This window comes from Gemmata palustris, from assembly GCF_017939745.1.
GTDB lineage: Bacteria > Planctomycetota > Planctomycetia > Gemmatales > Gemmataceae > Gemmata > Gemmata palustris.
Genome location: NZ_JAGKQQ010000001.1, coordinates 2,245,357 through 2,268,894, shown reverse-complemented (window position 1 = coordinate 2,268,894; position 23,538 = coordinate 2,245,357). Strand labels below are relative to the sequence as shown.

The window sequence follows — 23,538 nt, the reverse complement described above, 5'->3', positions numbered from 1 at the left end:
ATAGGCGACGGGTAGCTCCCGAAGCCGACAAGGTGGACCCCCTGGCCGCTTTCCCCGACTCCCATCCAGGGAACAGCCAGGGGGCTTATGACGAGCAAATCACCAGCGTTCCAGTTCTACGCCAAGGACTGGCTATCTTCTTCCAAAATCGCACTTATGCCTCCCGAGTACGAGGGGGCATACATACGACTTCTTGCGTACTGCTGGGATTCCGGCGACTGCTCGCTGCCCGACGACGACACCGTGCTTAGCAGGCTGTCGCGTCTCGGCGAAGGGTGGTTGAACGGTGGTTCGTCGGTGGTCCGTCATTGCTTCATGCCGCACCCTGCGAAACCGGGCTTCCTCACCAACCATCGACTCCTCGAAGAGGCCGAAAAACAGGCCGCGTGGCAGCGAAAGTCAGCCGAGGGCGGGCGGAAGAGCGCCGCCAAACGTGCTGAGAAACGGGCGATTTCCAACGGTGGTTCAACCAAGTGCCAACCGGCCGCACCGCCGCCGGTTCAACCAAACGTCAACTCTTCTTCTGCTTCTTCATCTTCTACTGCAGTAATAGAAGAGGACGATGAATCGCGCGCGAAGTTGACAGCTTTCCAGCGGGTCTACGAATACGGCTGTTCCCTGTTCCCCCAGCTCGCCACCCAAAACACGAGCGTGATCCACCAATGGATTACGTCCGGAGCGAGTGTTGACCTGGACATCTTGCCCGAAATCAAGCGACTTCACGAGAAGCAGGTCCAGCCCCGCGGGTGGGGGCTATTTACCCAGGACGTAGCCAATGCCAAATCACGGAGAGAAGCCCCACTTCCGAAAGGAGAGATTCGACATGCAAAGCCCCGCACCAACCACGGCGGATTCGCCGAACAAGACTACCGCGCCGGAACCGCCGGCTTCGAGGTCACCTGAGATGTCCAGCGAGTTGAAGATGGAAGAACGGTTCGAGACGCTGGACTGCCCCACCCACGGCCCGCAGAGGGTCAGGTTGTTCAGGCTCTTTGCGGACTGGGCTCCCGCGCGGTGCCCGGTGTGCGAAGCCGAGCAGGAGCAGGCTCGCTCCGACGAGGAGGCCGCAAGGCAGATACGGGATACCGCGGAGCACCGTGACCGCCTGATCCGGAAGCACCTTCAGCACGCCGCCGTCCCGCCCCGCTTCGAGGGTAAGTCCTTCGCCGCCTTCACCGCGACCGACTCCAGCTCGGCGAAGGCCCTGGCGACCTGCCGGAGCTATGCCGACCGGTTCCTCGACCACCTCCGCACCGGCACCTCGCTGATCCTGTGCGGCAACGCCGGCACCGGGAAGACGCACCTCGCCTGCGCCGTCGCCGACCAGGTCATCCGAAATCACTCGAAGGCGGCCGTGTACATGACCGCGGGCCGGGCATTCCGCAAGGTGAAGGACACTTACCGGAAGAATTCGCAGGTGAGCGAGCAGGACGCACTCTCGGCCTTCGCCGCACCCGACCTGCTCATCCTCGACGAGATCGGGGTGCAGTACGGGTCCGACGCCGAGCGGAACATCCTCTTCGAGATCGTGAACGAGCGGTACGAGCAGATGAAGCCGACGGTCCTGATCAGCAACCTCGCGCTGCCGGCGCTGACCGAGTTCGCCGGCGAGCGGGTGATCGACCGGCTGAAGGAGAACGGCGGCAAGCTGATCGTTTTCGACTGGAAGAGCCACCGAGGCGCCGCGTGACCGACTTCGAACAGCTTCTGCAGCAGGCCCGCAAACGAGGCACGGACAAGCAGTTCCGCCGCTGGGTTAGCTTCCAGCCTTCCTGCATCTCGGGCAGGTTCAGCGAGTGGGTGGACGGGGTCGGCCGGTGCGAGGCGGCGCACGTCCGCCGCACCTGGATGGGGAGCGGTACCGGGAAGAAGGGCGAGTTCTGCTGCGTCCCACTAACCCGCGAGGAGCATCTGAACCAGCACCAGCACGGCGAGGACTTCTACGCCCCGAAGGAGTGGTGGGAGCAGCAGGCGCTGAAGTACCTCCGCCTCTGGATTAGCGGCTAACTCGATACCCGTGCCGGACGGCGTGGTAGAACAGGGTGGCGGCGTGGATGCCTTCCCCCCGGAAGCTGTCCCAGACGCGGCGGGCCTGCTCCGAGCCGGGGTATTTCTCGCCGCCCGCGCTCCACTCAACCCACAGCGGAAAGCCCGCCTCGCCGAGTTCGTCCTTCAAGGCCATGCCGACGTCTCGCCATACCGGGTAGGGGACATCTGGGGAGATGCACCGCAGCGCGTCGGCCATCCTGCCTCGGTGAGAAACCCTCGGTGTGAACAGGGCTTTCGCCGGGCGAAGTAGCCGCGCGACCTCAGCCATCGCTTCCGGCCTGAGTTCCGGCAGTTCACCCGCAGGGGTGTTTTCCAGCGTCCTCTCCGTGAGCCAGCGGTAGTTGGCGCCCTCCGGATGAACGGAAGCGGGAACGACGGTCTGCCGCCCCGTCGCGAGCACGTCGAGCACGCTCACCTTGCCGGACGAGTAGTGTCTGCTCCTCTCACCACCGAAGCGGTAGAAGGCCGTGTAGCCTCGCCGCCCCGCCTTCTTGACCGGCGAGTCGCCTACCAGCTCCACGATCCGCCCGTGCAGGCCGTCCGCGTCTTCGTCGAAGTCCAGGGCCGTGACCCCGCTTGCCGGACCGAGACATACCCCGATGTTGGCGTCCGGAACCCGCATCCACTGGCGAAGGAGGTGCGGACCAGCAGTTTCCGTGCAGAACCGCTGCCAGCCTCGAATCGCTGGCGACTTCTCACGCGGCCGCAGCGGGAGCACGCTGTAACCGTTGGCAAGAAGTTCGGGTGCTGCGAATGCGAAAGGGGACACGAGGTAAAGAGCTACCCCGCTTCTGGTTACGGCGCAAGAACTCGCTTGCCATCCCCCAACATCCTGTGCCACACTCGCCCTGAACGGCTAGGGGTGGGGTATGGCTGACACGGACGGGGATTCACGCTACTGGCTGCCGCCGGTCAAGGACGGCAAGCCCGAGGTGCTGACAGGGCACCGGAAGCAGCGCGGTGATGTCGTAGCCGTGGAAGGCACCAGCGGAGGCAGGGAATACCGCTCCCTCGACGCCCCACTCGAGTTCTACGTTGCCCGCCAGGTAATCACAGGCAGACAGTATCGGGCCGGCAAACGGCTGCACACCTTGTGGGCCAAAGCCAACCCGTCCCTTTACGTCCAGGCCCGCTACGAAGACAGCGACGGCGGGGCCAAGGCCCTGTCCTTCGCACCGCACGGGTTCGGCGCGGTCGAGTACCGCGAAGCGCTGCAAGCCATCTTCAGCCAGGACGCACGGCGTGTCGCGTTTGCCGTCTGCTGCGAGGGCACCCCGGCCAGCCATTGCGTCAAGGCGGGCAGCGTCCGCTCTGCAAAACGCCAGGGCATCGCCCTGCTACACGAAGCGCTGGAGGCGTTGGCCGATCACTTCAAGTACGACTGACGCATCTTTCGCTTTACGACCATGGCACTCACGTGCTACTATTTATGCAGAATTGATAACTGTCACCGCAGGCCAGTATTGAGCGTTTGCGGTGTTTCATTTCCCGCCAGGAGCGGGTTTTTTCGTTTATGACCGGTAGACCCAGCACCTTCACCTCCGAACTCGGCGACGCCATCTGCCTCCACCTCGCAGAAGGCAGGACGCTCCGCAAGATCGCCGAGATGGACGGCATGCCCGCCGTCTCGACCATCCTCCTGTGGGTGGTCAAGGGCTTCCGCGGGGACGAGGCATACAAAGCGTTTTCGGAGCAGTACGCGCTCGCACGCGAGGCTCAGGGCGAGATGTTCATGGACGAAGTGGTTGAGATCGCTGACGACGACAGCGAAGACTTCCACGAACTTGGCGACGGAGACGGCCCACGGGTTGCGGTAAATCACGAACACATCAGCCGCTCCAAGATCCGCATCGAGACTCGATTGAAGGTGGCCGAGAAGTTCGCTGCCAAGCGGTACGGGCCGCGCGCCGAGACCAACGTGAGCGTGAACGTCAACGGCCTGCCCCTCCCGGAGCAGGACAAGGCCATGCTTGACGAGTACGCAAAAGGTAAGTGACCAGAAGGCGTTCGACGCCCTCCTGCGCACACGCCTCGCGGCATTCACTCGCAAGACGTTTGCCACCGTAGATCCTGGTACTCCCTACAGCCATAACTGGCACGTCGACCTGATCGCCGAATACCTCGAAGCCTGCACACGGCGCGAGATCAAGCGGCTCATCATCAACATCCCGCCCCGGTACCTGAAAAGCATCTCGGTGACGGTGGCGTGGCCCGCTTGGCTGCTGGGCCTGAACCCGGCCGAACGCATCCTCGCCTCCAGCTACGCGCACAGCCTTTCGCTGAAGCACTCGACGGATTGCAGACTCGTCGTGAAATCGGACTGGTACCGTCGGATATTCCCGAACGTCCAACTCGTCGGCGACCAGGACACCAAGGAAAAGTTCGTCACCACCGAACGCGGGATGCGGTACGCCACATCCGTCGCGGGGTCGGTGATCGGCGAGGGCGGCAATTACCTGATCGTGGACGACCCGCACAGCGCCGCCGGCGCTCTGTCGGACGTGCAACGCAAGACGGCCTGCACTTGGTTCGACCAGGCATTCGCCACCCGACTGAACGACAAAGCGAACGGCGTCATCGTTGTAGTCATGCAACGGCTCCACGCCGAAGACCTGACCGGGCATCTCCTCGGTAAGGGCGGCTGGGAGCATCTCTGTATCCCCGCCGTGGCCGAAACACGCACCTTCATCGACTTCGGGCGAATCAAGCTCACACGCGAGGCGGGCGAGCCGCTGCACTCTGAGCGAGAGAACCTGCAGGCCATCGATCGCCAGAAGGTCGAACTGGGCTCCTACGCCTACGCCGGGCAGTACCAGCAACGGCCCGCCCCGCCCGAAGGCGGCATGTTCAAGGCCGGTTGGTTCCAGCGGTACGAACGCAAGGAAGAAAAGTACCTGCGCATCGTCCAGAGCTGGGACACCGCAATCAAGGCCAGCCAGATCAACGACCCGAGCTGCTGCACTACATGGGGAGAGCGCCACGGCGGATGGGACCTCCTTCAAGTCGTCGTCCGCAGGCTCGAGTACCCCGACCTGAAATCACTCGTCGTCAGCCAGGCCACCGCATGGCAGCCCGACGCGATCCTGATTGAAGACAAGGCGTCCGGTCAGCAGCTCCTGCAGGACCTACGCCGCGAGACGCAGCTCCCGATCATTGCCATCAACCCCGAGGCCGACAAGATCACGCGCGCGGCGGCCTGCTCCGCGCTGGTCGAGTCCGGGCGCGTCTACCTCCCCACGCATGCCGCGTGGCTAACCGATTACGAGATGGAAATGATGCAATTCCCCAACGGTGCGCATGACGATCAGGTGGACTCCACCACGCAGTTCCTGAACTGGATGAAGCTCTCGGCAGCCTCGCAGATTCGCATCCGCAGGTTATGATGGTCTGGCCCTTCCGCCATAAGGCCGACGACACACCGACGGCCCGTAAATCCGCCTCGTACTTCTTCTCCGTCGGGCTGGGCAAAGCCGGTCTTACCGGCGCCGGGTACGACAAGCTGTCGGCCGAGGGCTACGCCCAGTGCGTGGTCGCCTTCGCCTGCATCAACCGCGTGGCCGCTTCCGTCGCCTCGGTGGACCTGCAGCTTTACCGCCGGGGCAAGGGCGGCAAGCTGGCGAAGGTCGAGGGGCACGAGCTGCTGAAGCTGATGGAGAACCCGAACCCCGCCCAGTCGGGCCGGGAGTTCATGCGGACGCTGTCGAGCTACTACCAACTCAGCGGCAACGGCTACGTCTTCGGCAACGGCATGGACCCGAGCCGCGGTAAGAGTAAACCCCCGGCAGAGTTGCAACTCCTGAGCCCCGGCAAGGTCAAGGTCGAGGCGGGCACGGGCCTGTTCCCGAAGCAGTACGAGTACCGCCCGAACCAGAACGCTGTCACCGTCTTCCCGGTGGACCAGATCACCGGCCGCTCGGCGGTACTGCACCTGAAGTCGTTCAACCCGCTTAACCCGTGGTACGGGATGAGCCCGCTCGAAGCGGCTGCCCTCGGCGTGGACATCCACAACGGCGGGCAGCAGTGGAACAAGCGGCTCATCGAGAACGGTGCGCGCCCGAGCGGCGCTCTCGTGGTCAACGGCAGCGACGGGAAACCCGCCAGCCTGTCGGACGACCAGTTCCTTCGCCTAAAGCAGATGATGGACGAGCAGTTCAGCGGGGCCGGGAACGCCGGCCGCCCGATGCTGCTGGAAGGTGGACTCGACTGGAAGGAAATGTCCCTCAACCCGAAGGACATGGAGTTCCTGGAGGGCAAGCATTCCGCCGCCCGCGACATCGCCCTGGCGTTCGGTGTGCCGCCGCAACTCCTCGGCATCCCGGGCGACAACACCTACGCGAACTACGAGGAGGCAAAGCTCGCCTTCTGGACAGAAACCGTCCTCGCTCAACTCGGCTGGACGCTCGACGCCTTCAACCGCTGGCTCACCCCGCTGTACGGCGAGGACCTGTTCCTCTGGTACGACGAGGAGATGATCCCGGCGCTGGAGCCGCTACGGAAGCAAAAGGCCGAGCGCATCAACGCCGCGAGCTACATGACGATCAACGAGAAGCGGCGGGCGATGGGGCTGGACGACGTGGACAGCGGAGACGTGATCTTCGTGTCCAGCACGTCGATTCCCCTGGAACTGGCGGGTCAGGTTGACCTGCCGGAGCCGGGGAGCCCGGCGGATAAACCGGACGCGGGCGAACCCGACGAAGACGAGGCCGAGTGACCGACCGCCGCCTGCTCCTCCGGACGTGGCTGCTGGCGATGGACCGGCTGGAACTCACCCTCCGCGTCGAGCAGGCACGCGCCCGCAACGCGATGATCCGGACGGCGGCGACCGCGTACACGACGCGGGGACACCCGCCCGCCCACGTCTTCATCGCCCACCGCACGCGCGTGAAGGGCGTCATCGAGGACCACTACCGCCGCACCATCCCCGTCTTCGGGTCGATGGCGCTGAAGCAGGTCAAGTCCCGCCGTATCAGCCAGAAGGCCGCTCAGACCATCTTCGAAGCCCGCATCGCCGAGTGGATTGCTCGCGAGTCGCTCCGGAAGGCCCAGTTCATCGCGGACACCGACCGCGACGACGTGTTGGATGCCATCAACACGGGGCTGACCGAAGGGCTGGGCACCGAGGAAATCGGGCGGCGCATCCGCAAGGTGAGCCAACTGACTCCCTACCGCGCCGCCACGGTCGCACGCACCGAGACGCACGCCGCCGCCACCTACGGCAGCATCGAGTCGGTGCGGCAGGCCGAGCAGGACCTCGGCGTGGTGATGGTCAAGGAGTGGCTACCGACCCGGGACGACCGGACGAGGCCTGAGCACCTGGCAATGGCTGGTGTGACTGTCGGGCTGGACGAGAAGTTCAGGGTCGATGGGGAAATGATGGACCGACCGGGCGACAGCAGCGCCAGCCCGGCGAACGTGGTCAACTGCCGGTGCGGGATGGTTTTTGAGGAGAAGAGCGAGTGACGAAGGAGTGGAACGAAGTAGAGGTAACGCTTCCTGCGGTGCCGAATCAGGAAAGCAAGGTCGTGCTCAACGGAACACGTCTGAAGCACGTCCGAGGCGTCTCGATCAAGAGCGTCGTCGATGAAGTCACGGAAGTGACGATCACCTTATTCGCGCACGTTAATCGCACTGCCGTGAAGCGGATCACCGTCAATGGCAAGCAGCACGAGTTCGCCGGCGACGAGATCGGCTACCGCGAGATAGCAGAACTGGCCGGCATAGACCGGCAGGGCGCAAGCGTCACGTACAGAGGCGCGTCCGGCTCGGGCACCATCTGTAACGACGAGCGCGTCCCTGTTATGGACGGTATGGTGATCAACGCAGTGTTCACGGGGAACGCGTGAACCGCATCCGCTCCCAGCACGGCAACGTCATCGCCGCCGACTTCCGCCCGCGCGTGAACCTGGCTGACCTCGCCGTCACGCTCATCCGCTGCACCGCCAGCATGGACGGCGGGCCGATCGCCACCACTCACGTCCTCGGCGACCTCGCCACGGGCAACGTCACATCACTCTAACCACACGGATTCGCCCATGAACCTGGAGACCAAACGCTTCGCCATCGACGAGCTGAAGGCCGCGGAAGCGGATGACGGCACCCGCACCATTGAGGGCCTCGGCTCCGTCTTCGGCAACACGGACAGCTACGGCGAGATCGTCATGCCCGGCGCGTTCGCCGAGTCGATCGCCAAGCGGAAGCCCGCCATGCTCTGGCAGCACCGCTCCGACATGCCGATCGGCGTGTGGGACGAGGTGGAGGAGACGAAGAAGGGCCTCCGCCTGAAGGGCCGCATCCTTACCACCCAGGCGGGTAACGACGCCTACCTACTGGCCAAGGCGGGGGCGCTGACCGGCCTGTCCATCGGTTTCACCACCATCCGCGATGAGCGCGACCCGAAGAAGGGCGTCCGCAAGCTACTCGAAGTCGAACTGTACGAGGTGTCGCTCGTCACTTTCCCGGCCAACGAGAAGGCCACCATCACCAACGTGAAATCACGCCCGGACACGATCCGCGCGTTCGAGGAATACCTCCGGGAGGGAGGTTTCAGCCAGAAGGACGCGACCACCGTCGCACTTCACGGCTTCAAGGCACTTACGACTCAGGGGGAGCCTGACGAGGAGGTGGAGACCAACCTGCGCGACCTGCGCGATGCATTAACCAGCTTTAGGATTTAACACCATGAGTGAAGCAGTAATTACCGAAGTCAAAGATGCCCTCAAAGGCATGGAGACCAAGTTCAACACCGCAATGAGCGGCTTGGACGCCTTCAAAAGCGAAATCGCCCCCAAGCTCGGCAAGATGGACGCCTTCGACGAGGCCAAGTTCAACAAGGTCTCCGAGACGATCGCTTCTGCGGTCGAAGAGAGTCAGAAGCTTACGGGCAAGCTGAAAGCTGCCGAGGACGCGTTCGAAACCAAGCACAAGCTCCTCGAAGCCGAGCTGAACGGCGTGAAGACCGCCCTCAACCGCCCGGCTGCAGGCGGCTCGAACGACTCCGACAAGGAAGCCAAGGCCCAGCACAAGAAGCTGTTCAACCAGTTCGCCCGCTCGAAGAAATCGAACCAGCAGGACTTCCACGAGTTCATCGAAGCGTCGGACGCTCCTGCCGAGGTAAAAGCCCTCTCGGTCGGCAGCGACCCGGACGGCGGTTACCTCGTCATGCCCGAGTTCGGCGGCATCATCCAGACGAAGGTGTTCGAGACCTCGCCGATCCGTCAGCTCGCCAGCGTCGTCAACATCAGCACCGACGCCTACGAGTACGTTCTCGACAACGGCGAGGCCGACGGCGAGTGGGTGGGCGAAACGACCGCTCCCACGACCGAGACCACGCCTCAGTTCGGCAAGAAGTCGATCGTGGTGCATGAGCTGGCAGCCAAGCCGAAAGCCACGCAGAAGATGATCGATGACGGCATCGTGGACATTGAGGCATGGCTGGCCGGCAAGGTGGCCGACATCTTCGCCCGCAAGGAAGCGACCGCCTTCGTGTCGGGCAACGGCGTTGGCAAACCTCGCGGCATCCTGTCCTACGCCGCAGGCACCGACATCACCCAGGAGCAGATCGAGCAGGTTGTCACCGGCTCGGCCAGCACCTTCACCTACGACGGCATGGTGGACCTCCAGAACGCCCTGAAGGAACCCTACCAGGCGAACGCTTCGTTCCTCTACAAGCGCGCGACCAACGCCGCCCTGCTGAAGATCAAGGACCTCGAAGGCCGCCCGATCTTCAACATGACGTATGACAAGAACGCCGGCCTGCGCCCGACCCTGCTCGGCCAGACCGCGTACTTCGCCAACGACATGCCCGCGATCGCCTCGAACGCCCTGGCCATGGCTTACGGCGACATCAAGGCCGGTTACCAGATCGTGGACCGCATCGGCATCCGCGTGCTGCGCGACCCGTACACCAACAAGCCGTTCGTGATTTACTACACGACGAAGCGGGTTGGCGGCGGCGTAATCAACCACGAGGCTTTGAAGCTGGGCAAGATCAGCACCTAACCATCTCTGACTGAGCCGGGCACTTCACGGCGTCCGGCCCACATCTCCATCCCATCAAAGAAGGACTTCCCATGCGAGACATTACCAACAACCTCCTCGTGAAACGGGCCATCAGCCCGGTGAGCGTCGCCGACAACACCGCCCAGGTGTCGCAGATCATCGACCGCCAGGGCTTCGACTCCCTCATGTTCGCCATCCTCATCGGCTCCGTGGCCGACGCCGACGCGACTTTCACCGCGCTGCTTGAAGAGTCGGACGCCTCCGACCTGTCCGGCGGCAATGCGGTGGCAGACGCCGACATGACCACCCAGACCAACGGCACCGCGCCGGAGGCCGCCGCGAGCTTCCAGTTCGACGACGACAACGAAGTGCGGAAGCTGGGCTACGTCGGCAACAAGCGCTACGTCCGCCTGACCATCACGCCGGCGGGCAACGCCTCCGCCGCTGTACTGGCTGCCGTGGCGATCCTCGGCCACGCGGGTCAGAAGCCGGTCACGCAGTCCGCTTCGTAACCGAATCGGGGGCGGCTTCGGTCGCCCCCGCCCCTTTCCACGGAAGGACACGACATGAAAGAATACCTGATTCTGAAGGACTTCACCGGCTCCCAGACCGGCATCGACACCGACAGCTTCATCGCCGGCACGACCCGCAAGCTGTCCGACCCGCTGGCGACCGCCCTGGGCGGACCGGCTGGCGGTTTCATCAAGGCGGCAGGCGAAGCGGCCGCTGAGATCGCCAAGGCCCCGCCCGTTCTGTCGGACGCAGTGAAGAAAGCGATCGCCGATGCCGAACTCCAGCCCCGCGAACTCGCCGAGGGCGAGACGCTCACCGAGGCCGACCTACCCGAAGGCAGCCCGCTTAAGCGAGGCGCGTCGGTGAACCCGGCCGAACTCCGGGAGACCAAGGTCACCGGCCCGGCGGAAACGAAGCCCGCAAAGCCACTGAACAAGATGTCGAAGGCCGAACTCGTCGGCCACGCACTCGCTCAGGGCCTCGAACTCGTCCCTGACACGATGAACGTGAAGCAGATGATTGCCGCCATCGAAGCGCACACCGCTCCCGCCGCCTAACTCCGTGCTCCGCCAGTCCCTCGCCCTCATCACGCCGCCCGCCACGGAACCCGTGACGCTGGCCGAAGCGAAGGCGTGGGCGCGGGTGGACGGTACGGAAGAAGACGCGATCTTCACCGCCCTCATCACCGCCGCACGCCAGGCGGCCGAAGAGTTCCTCCGCCGCTCGCTCATCACCCAGACCTGGAAGCTTACCCTCGACCTCTGCGCGGGGGCGAACAAGCCGTGGTGGGACGGTGTGCGGGAAGGGGCGATGTCCTCGCTTTACGGCGGCCTTCCGGGCTCTGTGCCGTTGCCGAAGGGGCCGGTGCAGTCCATCTCCTCGGTCGTCACCTACGACCTGAACAACGCCGCTAGCACGTTCGCGGCCTCGAACTACCGGGTGGACGCTTCCGGCGACCGCCTGCTCCTGAACTACGGTGCCGTCTGGCCCTCGAACGTCCGCCCCGAAGCCGGGTGCGAGATCACTTACGTTGCCGGGTACGGGGCCGCTGCCGCTGTTCCCCAGCCCATCAAGACCGGCATCCTGACGCACGTTGCGGCGCTCTACGAGCAGCGCGGGCAGTGCGATGACCCGTCGGCCCTGCCGCCCGCCGCCCTGTCGCTCTACGGCCGCTACCGCGTGATGGGGGACCGTCTTGGGTAAGTGCTGCTCCACGGTCGTGAACAGCATGAAGCACCGGGTGACGGTCCAGTCGCTGACCCGCGCAGCCGACGGCCAGGGCGGATTCACCGAGGCGTGGGTAGACGGCGCGACCGTGTGGGCGGGCATCAAGCCGAAGAAGGCCTACGAGCGGTTCCAGGCGATGCAGCTCGCAACGCCCATCACCCACGAAATCACCATGCGGTACCGCCCGGACGTGACCAGCGCGTCGCGGCTGAAGTACGGCGCGCGGGTGTTCGAGGTGAAGGAAGTTATCAACGAGGACGAGCAGAATCGCTTTCTGACCGTCCGCGCCATCGAGACGGAGTCGGAATCGCTGGTTCTGACCATCGGGGCAATCGCTGTGCGCAGCGGCGGGCACCTGCTCCTGCGCGACGGCGGCAAAATCTTACTCAGGGCATAGGCAATGGCAGACACTTACATCGGCGACCTACCGGACGGCGGCACAGTTCAGGCGACGGACGACATCCCCGTCGAGCGGTCGGCGGAGAACTTCCGCGTGCGGGTCGGCACGGCAGGCACCAAGGCCGCATCGGACGCGAGCAAGGACAAGCTCGCCTCGGTAAACGGCGCCACGGTCGTCGGCAACCTCGCCGTGTTCAGCGACGAGGACGGCACCATCGCCGACGGCGGCGCTCCGGGTGCCATCATCACTGGGGCGACGACCCTCTCCCCAGTGCTCACCACCGACCAGACCATCGTGATCCGGGGCGGGCAAATCTACCTCGTCACCGTTGCCGACCTGCTCGACGCGGAAGACCCCAACGCGGGCGGTCAGTTTGACTTCTCCAATCCCATCAACTCGGCGCTCGCCGCATAATCCAGGAGCCTCTGAATGCCTTTTACCCCTTCGCCGATCATCGTCAAAGACGCCAACGACACGAACCAAGCCATGATCGCTTACAGCGACGGCACCAACAAAGCCTTCGCCCGCCCGCTGACTGACGACTCCGGCAACCTCATCAGCCCTGCGACGGCTGGCCTTCAGACCACGGCGAACAGCACCCTCGCGACTATCGCGACGAACACCACATCCCTTGCAACTGCTGCCGCGCAGACGACCGGCAACACCTCGTTGGCGACCGTGGCGACGAACACGGGCACCGTGAACACGAACCTCGGAGCGCAGGCGGATACCGTCGCCAGCACCGACACCGGTGCGTTCAGCCTCATCGCACTCGTTAAACGCGGCCTGCAGAACGGCACAAACATCCTGGCCAAGCTGCCCACACTCGTCAGCGGCCGCATCCCCGTGGACGGCTCGGGCGTGACGCAGCCGGTATCCGCCGCCTCCCTGCCGCTTCCGAGCGGCGCGGCGACTGCGGCGAACCAGAGCACCGCGAACACCTCGCTGGGAACGATTGCGACGAACACCACCGGGGCCGCCACGGCGGCGAACCAGTCGAGCGCGAACACCAAATTGGACTCTATTCTCGAATCCTGCCGACCGCGGATTGTGGCGGCTGGCTCCACGCTGACCCGCCCGGCGGACACGACCGCTTACGTCTCCGGCGACTTGCTGGCGAACAACACGACGGCCGGCTCCGTGACGCCCCTGACCATCGCAGCGGCACGGGGCAACGACGTGGCGGGGCAGGTGGTGCGCGGGCGGCTCAAGAAGTCCAGCACGGGGACTAACGGCATCTTCCGCATCCATCTCTTCAACGTCAGTCCTACGGTCGCCAATGGCGATAATGGTGCGTTTGCCCCGGCCGCTATGGCGGGCTGGCTCGGCGCGCTCGATGTCTCTACCAACCAGGTTTTCGGCGACGGCAGTGCAGGCATCGCCATCCCGGCGCTCGGAAGCAGTGTTCCGTTCGTGACAGCCTCAGGTACCCCGAACCTTTTCGCCCTGATCGAAGTGCGGGCGGGCTACACGCCTACAAGTGCCGAGGTCTTCACCTTGGAACTGGAGGTGATGTAATGCCCTTCCCAAACCTGGCGGCGAAAGCGCCACCCGCTTGGGTATTCCGGGACGCGGCCTTCGACCTGGATTTCAGAAATGGCCGCTGGTGGGGCGGGAGCATCGGGACGCGTACCAATTTCGGCAACTTGATTACGGTGTCCAACGGCGGCGTAAACGGTGCCTACACGGGCATCACAGCTGACGGAAAGGTACGCATTTTCGATGCTAACCAGTTTCGTAACGTCCTCGGTGTCGGCCTTTATGCTGAAGCCAGCAAAACCAACCGCGCGCTCCACAGCCGTGATTTGACGCAGGCATCGGCATGGACGGTAGGGGCTGGCGCGTCTGTGAGCCGTAACCAGCCCGGCGCAGATGTTGATGCCACGCCAAACACGGCTACGCTAATCACGGCCACGACTGGGGGAAGCACGGCTACAGTCCTTCAATCCATCACGCTTGCTTCCAGCCAGGTTATCTTCTCTGCCTTCGTGCGCCGTGTCAGCGGCAGTGGCACGGTCGAGATGACGCAGGACGGCGGGGCGACATGGGTAGACATTACCAGCCAGCTTAACAGCATTATCTACGTCCGCCCGAACACGGGCGCGGCCACCGTGACCAACCCACAGATTGGGTTCCGGCTCGCAACGACCGGGAATTCAATTGCTGTGGATTTTGTACAGCTTGAGCAGGGCGCGACAGTTTCCACGCCAAAGATCACGACTACCACGACGCGTGGCCTCGGCGCTGAGCTTCATTCTTTCGGGGATGACGGCTCCAGCTATAACGACGGCCAGCGCCTCATTGACACCACTCACTACAACCGCCTGCCGATGTCGCAATACATTGAGTTCTCCGGCGATTTTGACGGCGTGACCGTGGCTACGATTCTGGGTGGCGGCAACCTGACAACTGGCCGTATCCAAGCGCAGACCAGCGGTGTTGTGAGGCTCAATAGCTCCGGCCTTTCCGTGGACACTGCCAACACCCTGACAAACGGATTGGGCAACATCAACAAAGTGGCGACTCGTAGCAACGGTGCTGGCGGCGCTATCTGCCTAAACGCTGGCGCCATCGCATCAAGCACGGGGCCGAAAATCAACCTGACCGATCCGACCGATGACCATATCGGCATCGGGAATCGCGGCGCGGGCGACCAATCCCTTAACGGCTACATCCGCCGCATCACCTTCTGGCGGCGCGAGCTGACCGACGGCGAAATGCTCGAACTCACCCGATAACCCGGAGGCCGCATGGCAATAAGCGAAGGCTCAATCACCGTCCCGGCCTCGACAGGCACGGTTACTCTCAAGACCCAGCGCAACAGCGTCGGCCCGACCGACAACCCCGTCCACCCCATCGTGAACGCGACGGGGACGATCATCAACCCGGCGACGGCCGAGAATCAGACCACGGGCAACACCGCCCTCTCCGCGATTCAAGTCGCCGCCGCCCGCATCCCCGCCTCCCCCGCGACCGAGGGCAAGCAGGACGCGGGCAACGCCTCGCTGGCGTCCATCGCCGCGAACACCGGCGCGGGAATCGTGAACCTGACCGCATCCCCGACCGTGACGGCCGGGGCGTACACCAACGGCATGGTGGTGGGCGGGAAGCTGTCCTTCTCCGGCGCTGCCCGCGCCAACGGCGGCGCCGGGTACATCCAGAACGCCTTCGTGGCCAAAGCGACCGCGCTCTCCGCCTTGTTCGACCTTTTCGTGTTCCACTCCGACCCGGTTAACAGCACCTTCGACGACCACGCCGCCCTGAGCATCGCGGCGGCCGACCTGAACAAGCTCGCCGGCGTCATCCACTGCGAAGACGTCGTGGACTGCGGCACCCCCCGCCTCATCCAGATGGCCGGGCAAGCCCCCCTCGGGTTCAACCTCGCGGCCAGCGACACCGTCCTTTACGTCGTTCCCGTGATTCGCGGATCCGAGACCTACGCCTCCACTTCCGCCGTCACCGTCGGCCTCGGCATCGCCCAGAGCTGACCGTGCGGCCCCAAAGCCTTCCGCCACAGCGCCGCTACAACCCGCGCCCCGACCTGAACCGCATCCCGGAGATCACCACCCGGTTCGGCGGCCGCCCGGCGGAAGTGCCGCAGGCCTACCACGACTTCATCGCCTCGGACGCCGACACCTGCTGCAACGCGGTGGACGACCTCGGCCCGTACTCGCACAGCAGCGTGGCGGATGGCGACTGGTCGAACCCCGCCACCTGGGATGCGGGCACCGTTCCGGGAGTTGGGGCGGTCGTAAACGTCGGCCACGCCGTTACCTACGACGTGGAATCCGACGCGAAAGTCAAGGACATCAACGTCGAGGAGGCGGGCACCCTTCGCTGGGCCACCGACCGCGACACCCGGCTCTGGGTGGACACGCTCCTGGCCTACGACAACATGATCATCGGCGATGGGGCAAACCCCATCCCGGAGAGCACCACCCCCGGCAAGCCGCGGGCGGAAATCGTCATCCACAGCACCGAAGCCCCCGGCTCGACGGTGCGGCAGGGCATCGTGTGCAAAGGGGCAAGCCGTGCCGTCGGCGCAGAGAAGGCCTCCCGCCTGTTCAGTCCCCGTGACATCCCGGCGGGGAGCGTCGCCGTCACGCTCGACGGGGTCGTGGGCGCAAACTGGCGGAAGGGCGACCGGATCGTCATCGGCGCGACCTGCAACGCCGGCACGAGCGCCACCGACCCGCAATACACCGGCCCGACGCAGTTCTACGGCCCGTACCAAGGCGTCAACGGGGTTCGGATGCAGACCGAAGGCTTCCGCCTAAGCCACGACGAGTTGCGGACCATCGTCGCCATCGTGGGCAACACGCTGGTGCTGGATGCACCGCTGCAACACGCCCACGTCGTCACCACCCGCCGTCTGAAGCGCGGCCAGGTGCGGACCCGCCGCCCGGTGGTGGCGATGCTGTCCCACTCCATCCGCATCCGCTCGGAAGACCCGTCCAGCCTGCAAACCCGCGGGCACACGATGAACATGCACCACGACGACTGCCAGTGGTGGTACGTCGAGTTCAAGGACATCGGCCGCACCGACACCGATCCCTCTCTGGTGAACCCCGACGGCACGCTCGCCCGCGCCACCAACGGCGGCACCGTCATCACGAACCCCAACAACGTCCGGGGCCGCTACCCCATCCACCTGCACTGGCAGGGGCCGTACTTCGGCCGGAAGCAGTCGGTCGTCAAAGGGTGCAGCGTCTGGGGTGAGAACTACCCCATCCCCGGATGGGCGATCACCCACCACGCCAGCCGCGCCGCCATCGAGGACTGCGTGGTGTACAACGTGCGCGGCGCTGGCATCGTCTCCGAGCTGGGCAACGAGATCGGCCAGTGGCTGAACAATACGGTGATGTGGTGCCGGGGCGACGGGTTCGCGATGTCCTGGGGCAGCCGCGCCGAGCTTTGGCAGAACCACAATGGCCACGCCGGGGTGGCTTACGAGAGCCAGTCTCGCGCCATCCTCCAGCAGGGGAACATCGCCACCTCCAGCCAGGACGGCTGGGGCTTCATGCAGCAGAACGTCGATCAGCTCAACCGCATCCCCCACCAGTTCTCCATGCGCTACCAGGACCCGCTAGCGAGCGGGAAGGGGTCGGGCAGCCAGAACCCGGTGTTCTTCCAGGACGAGGAGACCTACGGCATCGAGCAGGCTCAGATCGTGGACTTCCACGACAACGCCTGCTACGGCTGCGGGGTCGGGTTCTTCATCGCCCACCGGCAGTTCACCGAGCGCACCGACAACTCACCGATGATCTCCAAGGGCTTCGACTGCATCGCCACCGAGCGGCCGTTCAACCTGATCAACTACTCGTTCTGGTACAGCTTCCACGACTTCCTGTGGACCGGGCCGGGGTTCGGCACCGCCACCCGCCTCGGCCCCGTGTCGTGGGGGATGAATTTCGTGAACGGTCACATCGAGGGTTTCGACATCGGCTTCGACGAGGCCGGGCTAGGGTTCAACTACGCCGGCTTCTTCATCGACCTCACCTTCGAGGACGTGCCCACGGAGTTCACGCACTTCACGGGCGACTTCGACATCGCCGAGTGGGAGGCGGAGAATCCGGGAATGACGTTCCCGCAGGATCACTCTTACTACAACCTGATGGGGCCGTGGGAGACCGACGCGCAGGTGAGCGTGCCGGGCGAACGTTGGGCGGGCATTCTTCGCCGGTACCAAAACCTCGACAGCGCCACCGACCTGCCGCAGGCCTACCCGGCCTCCCCGATAGGCGTGGACGGGGTGGAACCGCTGCCGGGCACTCCGAAGCCGTACTTCTACCTCGACCCGACCAGCGATACGTCGCTCGGCACCACGGGCATCGTCTCGATTAAGGCCACCATATCAGACGCGGTGGGATCGCGGACCGCCTTCACCTGGGTCAGCTCCGAGAGCTTCGGGCCGGACAAGAACGCGAGAATCATCCCGAACAGCCGGGCCAACGGCAACACGCTCGAAAACCTGGTGAAGCGCAACGGCTGCTACCAGGACGGCGGCATCTGGAAGACCCGCTGCTGGTTCGTCGACCAGGACCGGTTGAGCGGCGATTACTTCCAGTACCCGGTTGACCTCGTCCATCACTCGTCGACGGATGCTGGGCTGCTGGCCGCGAACGTCGTGCCTCCGTGGATGAGGCCGGAACTGCCCCTCCGTCCGGAGGCGCTCGGCGAACCGGCCGCCGCGCCATGATCTGCTGCTGGCTTTCCGCTGCCACCTCGCTTCTTCTGCTTCGCGGCGGCTTGAAATGCTACCGCAGGAACCTCGCGGTAGGACTGATGCTCGTGACGGCCGTGAGCGCGCTGCTGCTCGCAGGGCACGAACTGCTGCACCGGTACGACCCGAACATCTGCCGGGCGAACCGGGAATGGATTGAACAACTGGTAAGGGACTGGCACGGCGCATGGACTTCTCGGTCAAGGTAGAGGGGCTGGACAAGATTCAGAACGCCACGCTCGACGTGCAGCGTTCGATCGAGGCGGAGCTGGTGAAGGGGCTGTTCGCCTCCGCCAAAAAAGTCGAGGGTGAGGCGAAGCGGAGCATCACCGACGGCCAGAAGACGGGCCGGGTGTACACGCGCCGCACGGTCACGCACCAGGCCTCCGCGCCGGGAGAAGCCCCCGCTTCGGACACCGGGCGGCTGGTGAACTCGATCAACTCCTCCGTCGACGGGCTGGACGGCGTCGTGGTCGCCGGCGGCGGCATCGTTGACTACGCCCGCTCGCTGGAATTCGGCACCTCGAAGATGTCCGCCCGCCCGTTCATGTTCCCCGCCCTCGAAAAGAGCAAGGGCTGGATCCGCGAGCGTCTCGCCAAAGCCGTTCGCATCGCGGCGGCCAAGTCCGTGAAACGCTGATGCCCTCGCCGGATAACGCGCTCCAGGCCGGGATCTACGCCCGACTGTCCGGCTACGCGCCCCTCACGGCGGCGCTCGGCGGTCAGAAGGTGTTTGACCACGTCCCCGCCAAATTCCCGCCCCCCTACGTCCGCATCGGCGAGGACACGCTCAGCGAGTTCGACACGAAGACCGAGGACGGCTGGGACTGCACCATCACGATTCACGCCTGGGACTTCGAGAAGGCGGGTCGGAAGTCGGTGAAGTCGCTGCTATCGCTCATCTTCGACGCGCTCCACCGGCAGGAGCTGAACATGACGGTCACGGGCTTCGCGCTCGTCGAGATCCGCCGCGAGTTCCACGACACGTTCCAGGAAACGGCCGTCGAGGGTTCGAGCGACCATTACTACCACGGCGTTGCCCGCTACCGGGTGATGCTCGAACCGGTGCCTGACGTGACGCCTGTCACCGCAGGCGGATGGTTCATCGGCTTCTACTAAGCAACAACAACCAAGGAGGGTTTATGGCACTACAAAAAGGCCGCGATATGGTCATTAAGCTGGGCGATGCCGCGACTGGCACCGTCATCGGCGGGCTGCGGAGCACCACGCTCACGATGGGAAATAACGTTGTCGACGGCAGCACCAAGGACACGAACGGCTGGCGCGAGCTGGTCGAGGATGCGAGCCTCAAGTCGTTCAGCATCGCCTGCTCGGGGTTTTTCAAGGACTCCGCGTCCGACGAGGCCATCCGCCAGAACGCGATGGCGGGCTCGATCGACGAGTACACGCTGGTCCTCGCCAACGGCGACACCATCGAGTGCGACTTCCTCATCACCGGCTACAGCCGCGCGGGTGAGGTGGACGGGGTGGAAACCTTCAACTACACCCTCGAATCGCACGGCGAGCCCGTCTTCACCGCAGCCTGATAGGAGCACCTCATGGCAACCATTTCTACCCAAACCTCTAGCTTCGCCGGCTTGAATTACACGCTCGGCGCGGCCTCCACCGCAGACAAGTTCCAGAACGACGGCCGAACTGTGCTGGTCTTCAGCAACGCGAACGCCTCGTCCCGGACGCTGACCATCGCCGCCAACGACGCCCGCGCCCCCGGCTTCGGCGCCATCGCCACCCCCGACACGGTAATCACGCTGCCCGGCTCCGGTACCAACGGCGGCCGAGCCATCGTGGGACCGTTCCCAGCGGACCGGTTCAACGACCCGGACGGCTTCCTCAACTACACCCTGTCCGACGCGACCGGCATGTCCGTGGCCGCCGTCAAGATGGCCCGCGAATGACCGGGTTCGAGGCGGCACGCCCCCGGCACACACTGCCGTTCGCGGGCACGGACTACAATCTGGTCGGCACCCTGGAGATGGTCGAGGCCGTGGAAGCGGCTTTCCGGGAGAGCATCCTGCAGGTCGCCAGCCGCGTCATGTCGATGGGCCTGAACGACACCGCCAAGTTGGTCGCCACCCTGCTCACTACCGCAGGCTACCCGACGAAGACGCGGGACGTGGCCGACCACATCTTTACCGCCCTCGGCGTCCACTCTCCGGCGTTCGATGCCTTGCGGATGCACCTCTACGCCTTCCTCCGGGTCACGCTCGAACCGCCCGAACTGCGGGAGGCGATGGCCATCAAGATGGGGGAGCTCCTCGGGAAGCTCCCGTAGGCTTCCCGTGGCGGCAGTACCAGGAGTTCTGCCTCGGCATGTTGCGCTGGCCGCCGGACGCGTTCTGGCGGGCAACCACCTGGGACGTGATGCGTGCGCAGGCCGGGTATCTGGCGAGTAAAGGCGTGAAGCGAGAGGGCGGCGGCAAGGCCGGGCTGACCGGCGAAGACGTCAAGAGTTTGAAATCATTTATGGAGCGAGTTGAGCGTGAAGACGCGCAGCGGAAAAGGGTGGCATGACGGACGTCGGTGAGCTGAAGGTCAGGATTAGCGCCGACGCGGCTCAGCTTGAGCGCGGGCTGAAGAAGGCCAACGACTCGGTCCAGCAGGCCGCCGGCTCCATGGGCACCTCGCTGGCGACTCTCAAGAGCCAGTTCGCCGCCCTCGTCCCAGCCCTATCCGTGGTGGCGTTCGCCCAGTTCGCCAAGGGGGCATTCGACGCGGCCGACCACATCAACGACATGGCGCAGCGGACGGGCTTCCTCGGCAGCACCCTTTCGGCCCTGAACATCCCGCTCCAGAAGGGCGGCTCCAGCCTGGACGAGTTCTCCGGCTCAATCGCCCGCATGAACGCGATGATCGGCGAGGCCGCGAAAGGCACCAACGAAGGGGCGGTGAAAGCGTTCGACACCCTCGGCCTGTCCGTGAAGGCTCTCGCCCAACTTTCCCCGGAGCAACAGTTCTACGAGATCGCCGCCGCACTCGGCCGAGTCGGGTCACAGTCCGAACTGACCGAGAAAGGCGTCAACATCTTCGGCCGCTCGTTCGCGACGCTCATCCCGCTCATCAAGGACTCGAAGGGCGACGTTGCCGCCTTCGTCGATGAGGCGAAGAACCTGGGCAACGCCCTGACCGACGAGCAGCTCAGCAGGATCGACGACCTGGGCGACCGCTGGACCGAGTCCCTGGAGCGGATGCGGCTGAAGCTGCTGGATATCGTGCCTCTGGTCGAATCCCTGTCCAACTTGCCGGACTATCTCGGGGCCGCGTTCGTCGAAATCCCCTTCCAGGCCGGGCAGGCTATCGGCAACCGGATGAAGGGGGGAAATCCCAACGTGTCCGAGAATCGCCCCGACTCGGTTGATTACGCCGTCTTCATGGGCGACGAGGCGCAAGGCCCGGCGTATCGGCCGAACTCCGCCAAGGGGTCGAACGACGGTCTGCTCGGGCAGAAGGAGCGGGAAGCCGCCGCGAAGAAGATCGCCGAGGCGAAAAAGGCGCTGGACGAGTACAACCTGTCGCTCATGCAGGAGAACGAGATCCTGCAGCAGTCCCCGCGCGAGCAGGCGGCGCTCGAAGCCCGGTTCAAGACCGAGGAGATCGCCCGCCGCGGTGGCATCAAGGCCACGCAGGAGATGATCGAAGCGAACGAGGAACTCGCCCGCACCAACTACGACCTGGCCGAATCCATGCAGCAGGCCGCCCGCTTCCAGCAGGAACTGCACGACAAGCTCTCCGCCACCCTGACCGACGTGGTGTTCAAGGCGGGTTCGGCCAAGGAAGCCATGTTGGGCTTCGCCGAGTCGATCGCCCGAGCCGCGTTCGAGAAGAAGGTTGCCGGCCCTCTGGCCGACGCCCTGATCGGGACCGGCGGCGGCAAAGGGCTTATGGACGACGCCATTGGCGGCCTCGGCAGCATCTTCGGCGGGTTCTTCGCCGACGGCGGCCGCCCGCCCGTGGGCATCCCGTCCGTCGTGGGCGAGCGCGGCCCGGAAATCTTCGTACCTGATTCCGCCGGGACGGTCATCCCGAACCACCAAATGGGTGGGAGCACCGTCATCGTCCAGCAGACCATCCAGGTCAACCCCGGCGTGCCGGAACTGATCAACGCCCGCATCCGCGAGGCCGCCCCGGCCATCGCCGCACACGCGCAGTCCAGCGTTTTTGCGGCCCTCGAAAAGGGCGGCGCGGAATCGCAGCTCGCTCGCTTGAGGTCGTAATGCCCACCATCGACATGCCCACTTCCCCCGGAATCAGCGTCAGCCGGTTCGGACTGGAGACGAACACCCGCCGGTTCGAAAGCCCCGAGACGAAAGCCTCGCAACGCATGGTGCTGGGCGGCGCCCGGTGGATCGCCACCTACAGCTTGCCCCCCATGAAGCGCGACAAGGCGGCCAACTGGCAGGCCTTCCTGCTCAAACTGGAGGGCGGGGCCAACACGTTCAACGCCTACGACCCGGACGCGGTCAATCCCCGCGGCAGCGCGGGCGGTGCGCCCCTCGTGAAGGGCGCGGGCCAGACCGGCAACTCGCTGCTCGTGGACGGATGCCCGGCCAGTGTGACCGGCTGGCTCCTCCCCGGCGACTACATCGGCGTCAACGGCGAGATGAAGATGGTGACCGGCCAGGTCAACACGAACGGCAGCGGCGAGGGGACGATCCCGTTTAAGCCCCGCCTGCGGAACAGTCCGGCGGACAACGCCACGGTGACGCTCACCCGCCCCAGCTGCGAGATGGCCCTGATCGACGATCAGCAGGCTATCTGGGAGTGCAACGAGGTAGGCCTTTACATGCCGAAAACGTTCACGGCGGTCGAGGTTTTCAGTTGAGGCTACATCAAGATGGCAGTCTTGCCCATGAACTCCGGCTGCAAGCCCAATACTCGATCGTACCGGAGCCTGAACAGCGACTCGCCATCAGGGCCACGCGCTTGAATCAACCGAGCGATGTCCCATCGGCTGATGCGGACAAACTCATCGGGGCCAACGGCCTGCTCGACGGCGGATTTCAAGGGACATTTGTCCGGGGGATTCCCTTCGCCGTAAGCCATAGGCCATTCTCACCTGATCTTTCAATGGTGCTACGGGCCGGGCTTGATACCGGCTCCCCGCGGTGGT

The 23,538-nt window shown here is 64.7% G+C and carries 31 protein-coding genes; 29 read left to right on the top strand and 2 right to left on the bottom strand.

What is annotated here, in order from left to right:
* Window positions 1-87 precede the first annotated feature (87 nt).
* Genes J8F10_RS09000 through J8F10_RS08990 form a run of 3 tightly spaced genes read left to right on the top strand, consistent with a single transcriptional unit; the run spans window position 88 to window position 2,007 of the window.
* On the top strand, window positions 88-903 hold the full coding sequence (locus tag J8F10_RS09000; protein WP_210653495.1) for a DUF1376 domain-containing protein: 816 nt from the start codon (window positions 88-90) through the stop codon (window positions 901-903).
* A gap of 1 nt (window position 904) precedes the next feature.
* The gene (locus J8F10_RS08995; RefSeq protein WP_246523098.1) at window positions 905-1,690 is read left to right on the top strand and encodes an ATP-binding protein; all 786 of its coding nucleotides are present in this window, start codon (window positions 905-907) and stop codon (window positions 1,688-1,690) included.
* Window positions 1,687-2,007 carry a hypothetical protein gene (locus J8F10_RS08990; RefSeq protein WP_210653493.1) on the top strand — a complete coding sequence of 107 codons (321 nt, stop codon included), beginning with the start codon at window positions 1,687-1,689 and terminating at the stop codon, window positions 2,005-2,007. The genes J8F10_RS08995 and J8F10_RS08990 overlap by 4 nt, the downstream gene beginning before the upstream one ends.
* Here the strand turns inward: J8F10_RS08990 and J8F10_RS40305 are convergent.
* Window positions 1,997-2,818, bottom strand: a complete 822-nt coding sequence (locus J8F10_RS40305) for a bifunctional DNA primase/polymerase (RefSeq protein WP_315854096.1) — start codon at window positions 2,816-2,818, stop codon at window positions 1,997-1,999. The two genes, J8F10_RS08990 and J8F10_RS40305, sit on opposite strands and share 11 nt — an antisense overlap.
* A 100-nt stretch (window positions 2,819-2,918) precedes the next feature.
* Here J8F10_RS40305 and J8F10_RS08980 point away from each other — a divergent pair, with 100 nt between their 5' ends.
* The 26 genes from J8F10_RS08980 to J8F10_RS08855 all read left to right on the top strand — a co-directional run bounded on the left by J8F10_RS08980 (window position 2,919) and on the right by J8F10_RS08855 (window position 23,250).
* Window positions 2,919-3,434: a hypothetical protein gene (locus J8F10_RS08980; RefSeq protein WP_210653491.1), complete on the top strand. Its 516-nt coding sequence runs from the start codon at window positions 2,919-2,921 to the stop codon at window positions 3,432-3,434.
* Window positions 3,435-3,562: 128 nt separating this feature from the next.
* Window positions 3,563-4,045, top strand: a complete 483-nt coding sequence (locus J8F10_RS08975; RefSeq protein ID WP_210653490.1) for a terminase small subunit-like protein — start codon at window positions 3,563-3,565, stop codon at window positions 4,043-4,045.
* The gene (gene terL, locus J8F10_RS08970; protein WP_210653489.1) at window positions 4,020-5,432 is read left to right on the top strand and encodes a phage terminase large subunit; all 1,413 of its coding nucleotides are present in this window, start codon (window positions 4,020-4,022) and stop codon (window positions 5,430-5,432) included. Before J8F10_RS08975 ends, terL begins: the two co-directional genes overlap by 26 nt.
* Window positions 5,429-6,760: a phage portal protein gene (locus J8F10_RS08965; RefSeq protein WP_246523096.1), complete on the top strand. Its 1,332-nt coding sequence runs from the start codon at window positions 5,429-5,431 to the stop codon at window positions 6,758-6,760. The genes terL and J8F10_RS08965 overlap by 4 nt, the downstream gene beginning before the upstream one ends.
* Complete coding sequence (locus J8F10_RS08960) at window positions 6,757-7,509, top strand: phage minor head protein (protein WP_315854095.1); 753 nt, start codon at window positions 6,757-6,759, stop codon at window positions 7,507-7,509. The genes J8F10_RS08965 and J8F10_RS08960 overlap by 4 nt, the downstream gene beginning before the upstream one ends.
* Window positions 7,506-7,892, top strand: coding sequence for a multiubiquitin domain-containing protein (locus J8F10_RS08955; RefSeq protein ID WP_210653488.1), 387 nt, complete (start codon window positions 7,506-7,508; stop codon window positions 7,890-7,892). Before J8F10_RS08960 ends, J8F10_RS08955 begins: the two co-directional genes overlap by 4 nt.
* Complete coding sequence (locus J8F10_RS08950; RefSeq protein ID WP_210653487.1) at window positions 7,889-8,065, top strand: hypothetical protein; 177 nt, start codon at window positions 7,889-7,891, stop codon at window positions 8,063-8,065. Before J8F10_RS08955 ends, J8F10_RS08950 begins: the two co-directional genes overlap by 4 nt.
* Window positions 8,066-8,081: 16 nt before the next feature.
* Window positions 8,082-8,723: an HK97 family phage prohead protease gene (locus tag J8F10_RS08945; protein ID WP_210653486.1), complete on the top strand. Its 642-nt coding sequence runs from the start codon at window positions 8,082-8,084 to the stop codon at window positions 8,721-8,723.
* 4 nt (window positions 8,724-8,727) lie between these two features.
* Entirely contained in the window at window positions 8,728-10,047 is a 1,320-nt protein-coding gene (locus J8F10_RS08940) for a phage major capsid protein (protein WP_210653485.1), read from the top strand.
* Window positions 10,048-10,118: 71 nt separating this feature from the next.
* Window positions 10,119-10,559: a hypothetical protein gene (locus J8F10_RS08935; RefSeq protein ID WP_210653484.1), complete on the top strand. Its 441-nt coding sequence runs from the start codon at window positions 10,119-10,121 to the stop codon at window positions 10,557-10,559.
* Window positions 10,560-10,613: 54 nt separating this feature from the next.
* Complete coding sequence (locus tag J8F10_RS08930; RefSeq protein WP_210653483.1) at window positions 10,614-11,117, top strand: hypothetical protein; 504 nt, start codon at window positions 10,614-10,616, stop codon at window positions 11,115-11,117.
* Window positions 11,080-11,763 carry a head-tail connector protein gene (locus J8F10_RS08925; RefSeq protein WP_246523081.1) on the top strand — a complete coding sequence of 228 codons (684 nt, stop codon included), beginning with the start codon at window positions 11,080-11,082 and terminating at the stop codon, window positions 11,761-11,763. The genes J8F10_RS08930 and J8F10_RS08925 overlap by 38 nt, the downstream gene beginning before the upstream one ends.
* Window positions 11,756-12,184, top strand: a complete 429-nt coding sequence (locus J8F10_RS08920) for a phage head closure protein (protein WP_246523076.1) — start codon at window positions 11,756-11,758, stop codon at window positions 12,182-12,184. Before J8F10_RS08925 ends, J8F10_RS08920 begins: the two co-directional genes overlap by 8 nt.
* 3 nt (window positions 12,185-12,187) lie before the next feature.
* Entirely contained in the window at window positions 12,188-12,601 is a 414-nt protein-coding gene (locus J8F10_RS08915) for a hypothetical protein (RefSeq protein ID WP_210653482.1), read from the top strand.
* A 15-nt stretch (window positions 12,602-12,616) separates the two neighbouring features.
* A complete protein-coding gene (locus tag J8F10_RS08910) occupies window positions 12,617-13,705 on the top strand; it encodes a hypothetical protein (protein ID WP_210653481.1) in 1,089 nt (362 codons plus the stop codon).
* Window positions 13,705-14,925 carry a phage head spike fiber domain-containing protein gene (locus J8F10_RS08905; RefSeq protein ID WP_210653480.1) on the top strand — a complete coding sequence of 407 codons (1,221 nt, stop codon included), beginning with the start codon at window positions 13,705-13,707 and terminating at the stop codon, window positions 14,923-14,925. Before J8F10_RS08910 ends, J8F10_RS08905 begins: the two co-directional genes overlap by 1 nt.
* A gap of 12 nt (window positions 14,926-14,937) precedes the next feature.
* Complete coding sequence (locus J8F10_RS08900; RefSeq protein ID WP_210653479.1) at window positions 14,938-15,675, top strand: hypothetical protein; 738 nt, start codon at window positions 14,938-14,940, stop codon at window positions 15,673-15,675.
* A gap of 2 nt (window positions 15,676-15,677) precedes the next feature.
* On the top strand, window positions 15,678-18,386 hold the full coding sequence (locus tag J8F10_RS08895) for a G8 domain-containing protein (protein ID WP_210653478.1): 2,709 nt from the start codon (window positions 15,678-15,680) through the stop codon (window positions 18,384-18,386).
* A 211-nt stretch (window positions 18,387-18,597) separates the two neighbouring features.
* Window positions 18,598-19,050, top strand: coding sequence for an HK97-gp10 family putative phage morphogenesis protein (locus J8F10_RS08890; protein ID WP_210653477.1), 453 nt, complete (start codon window positions 18,598-18,600; stop codon window positions 19,048-19,050).
* Entirely contained in the window at window positions 19,050-19,529 is a 480-nt protein-coding gene (locus J8F10_RS08885) for a DUF3168 domain-containing protein (RefSeq protein ID WP_210653476.1), read from the top strand. The genes J8F10_RS08890 and J8F10_RS08885 overlap by 1 nt, the downstream gene beginning before the upstream one ends.
* A gap of 23 nt (window positions 19,530-19,552) precedes the next feature.
* Window positions 19,553-19,957, top strand: a complete 405-nt coding sequence (locus J8F10_RS08880; protein WP_210653475.1) for a phage tail tube protein — start codon at window positions 19,553-19,555, stop codon at window positions 19,955-19,957.
* A gap of 12 nt (window positions 19,958-19,969) precedes the next feature.
* Window positions 19,970-20,326, top strand: a complete 357-nt coding sequence (locus J8F10_RS08875; protein ID WP_210653474.1) for a hypothetical protein — start codon at window positions 19,970-19,972, stop codon at window positions 20,324-20,326.
* Window positions 20,323-20,703 carry a hypothetical protein gene (locus tag J8F10_RS08870; RefSeq protein ID WP_210653473.1) on the top strand — a complete coding sequence of 127 codons (381 nt, stop codon included), beginning with the start codon at window positions 20,323-20,325 and terminating at the stop codon, window positions 20,701-20,703. Before J8F10_RS08875 ends, J8F10_RS08870 begins: the two co-directional genes overlap by 4 nt.
* A 38-nt stretch (window positions 20,704-20,741) precedes the next feature.
* Window positions 20,742-20,942 carry a hypothetical protein gene (locus tag J8F10_RS08865; protein ID WP_210653472.1) on the top strand — a complete coding sequence of 67 codons (201 nt, stop codon included), beginning with the start codon at window positions 20,742-20,744 and terminating at the stop codon, window positions 20,940-20,942.
* On the top strand, window positions 20,939-22,642 hold the full coding sequence (locus tag J8F10_RS08860; RefSeq protein WP_210653471.1) for a hypothetical protein: 1,704 nt from the start codon (window positions 20,939-20,941) through the stop codon (window positions 22,640-22,642). Before J8F10_RS08865 ends, J8F10_RS08860 begins: the two co-directional genes overlap by 4 nt.
* Entirely contained in the window at window positions 22,642-23,250 is a 609-nt protein-coding gene (locus tag J8F10_RS08855; protein WP_210653470.1) for a hypothetical protein, read from the top strand. The genes J8F10_RS08860 and J8F10_RS08855 overlap by 1 nt, the downstream gene beginning before the upstream one ends.
* A 2-nt stretch (window positions 23,251-23,252) precedes the next feature.
* Here J8F10_RS08855 and J8F10_RS08850 read toward each other — a convergent pair whose 3' ends face one another.
* Complete coding sequence (locus tag J8F10_RS08850; protein WP_210653469.1) at window positions 23,253-23,471, bottom strand: hypothetical protein; 219 nt, start codon at window positions 23,469-23,471, stop codon at window positions 23,253-23,255.
* Between the last annotated feature and the right edge of the window lie 67 nt (window positions 23,472-23,538).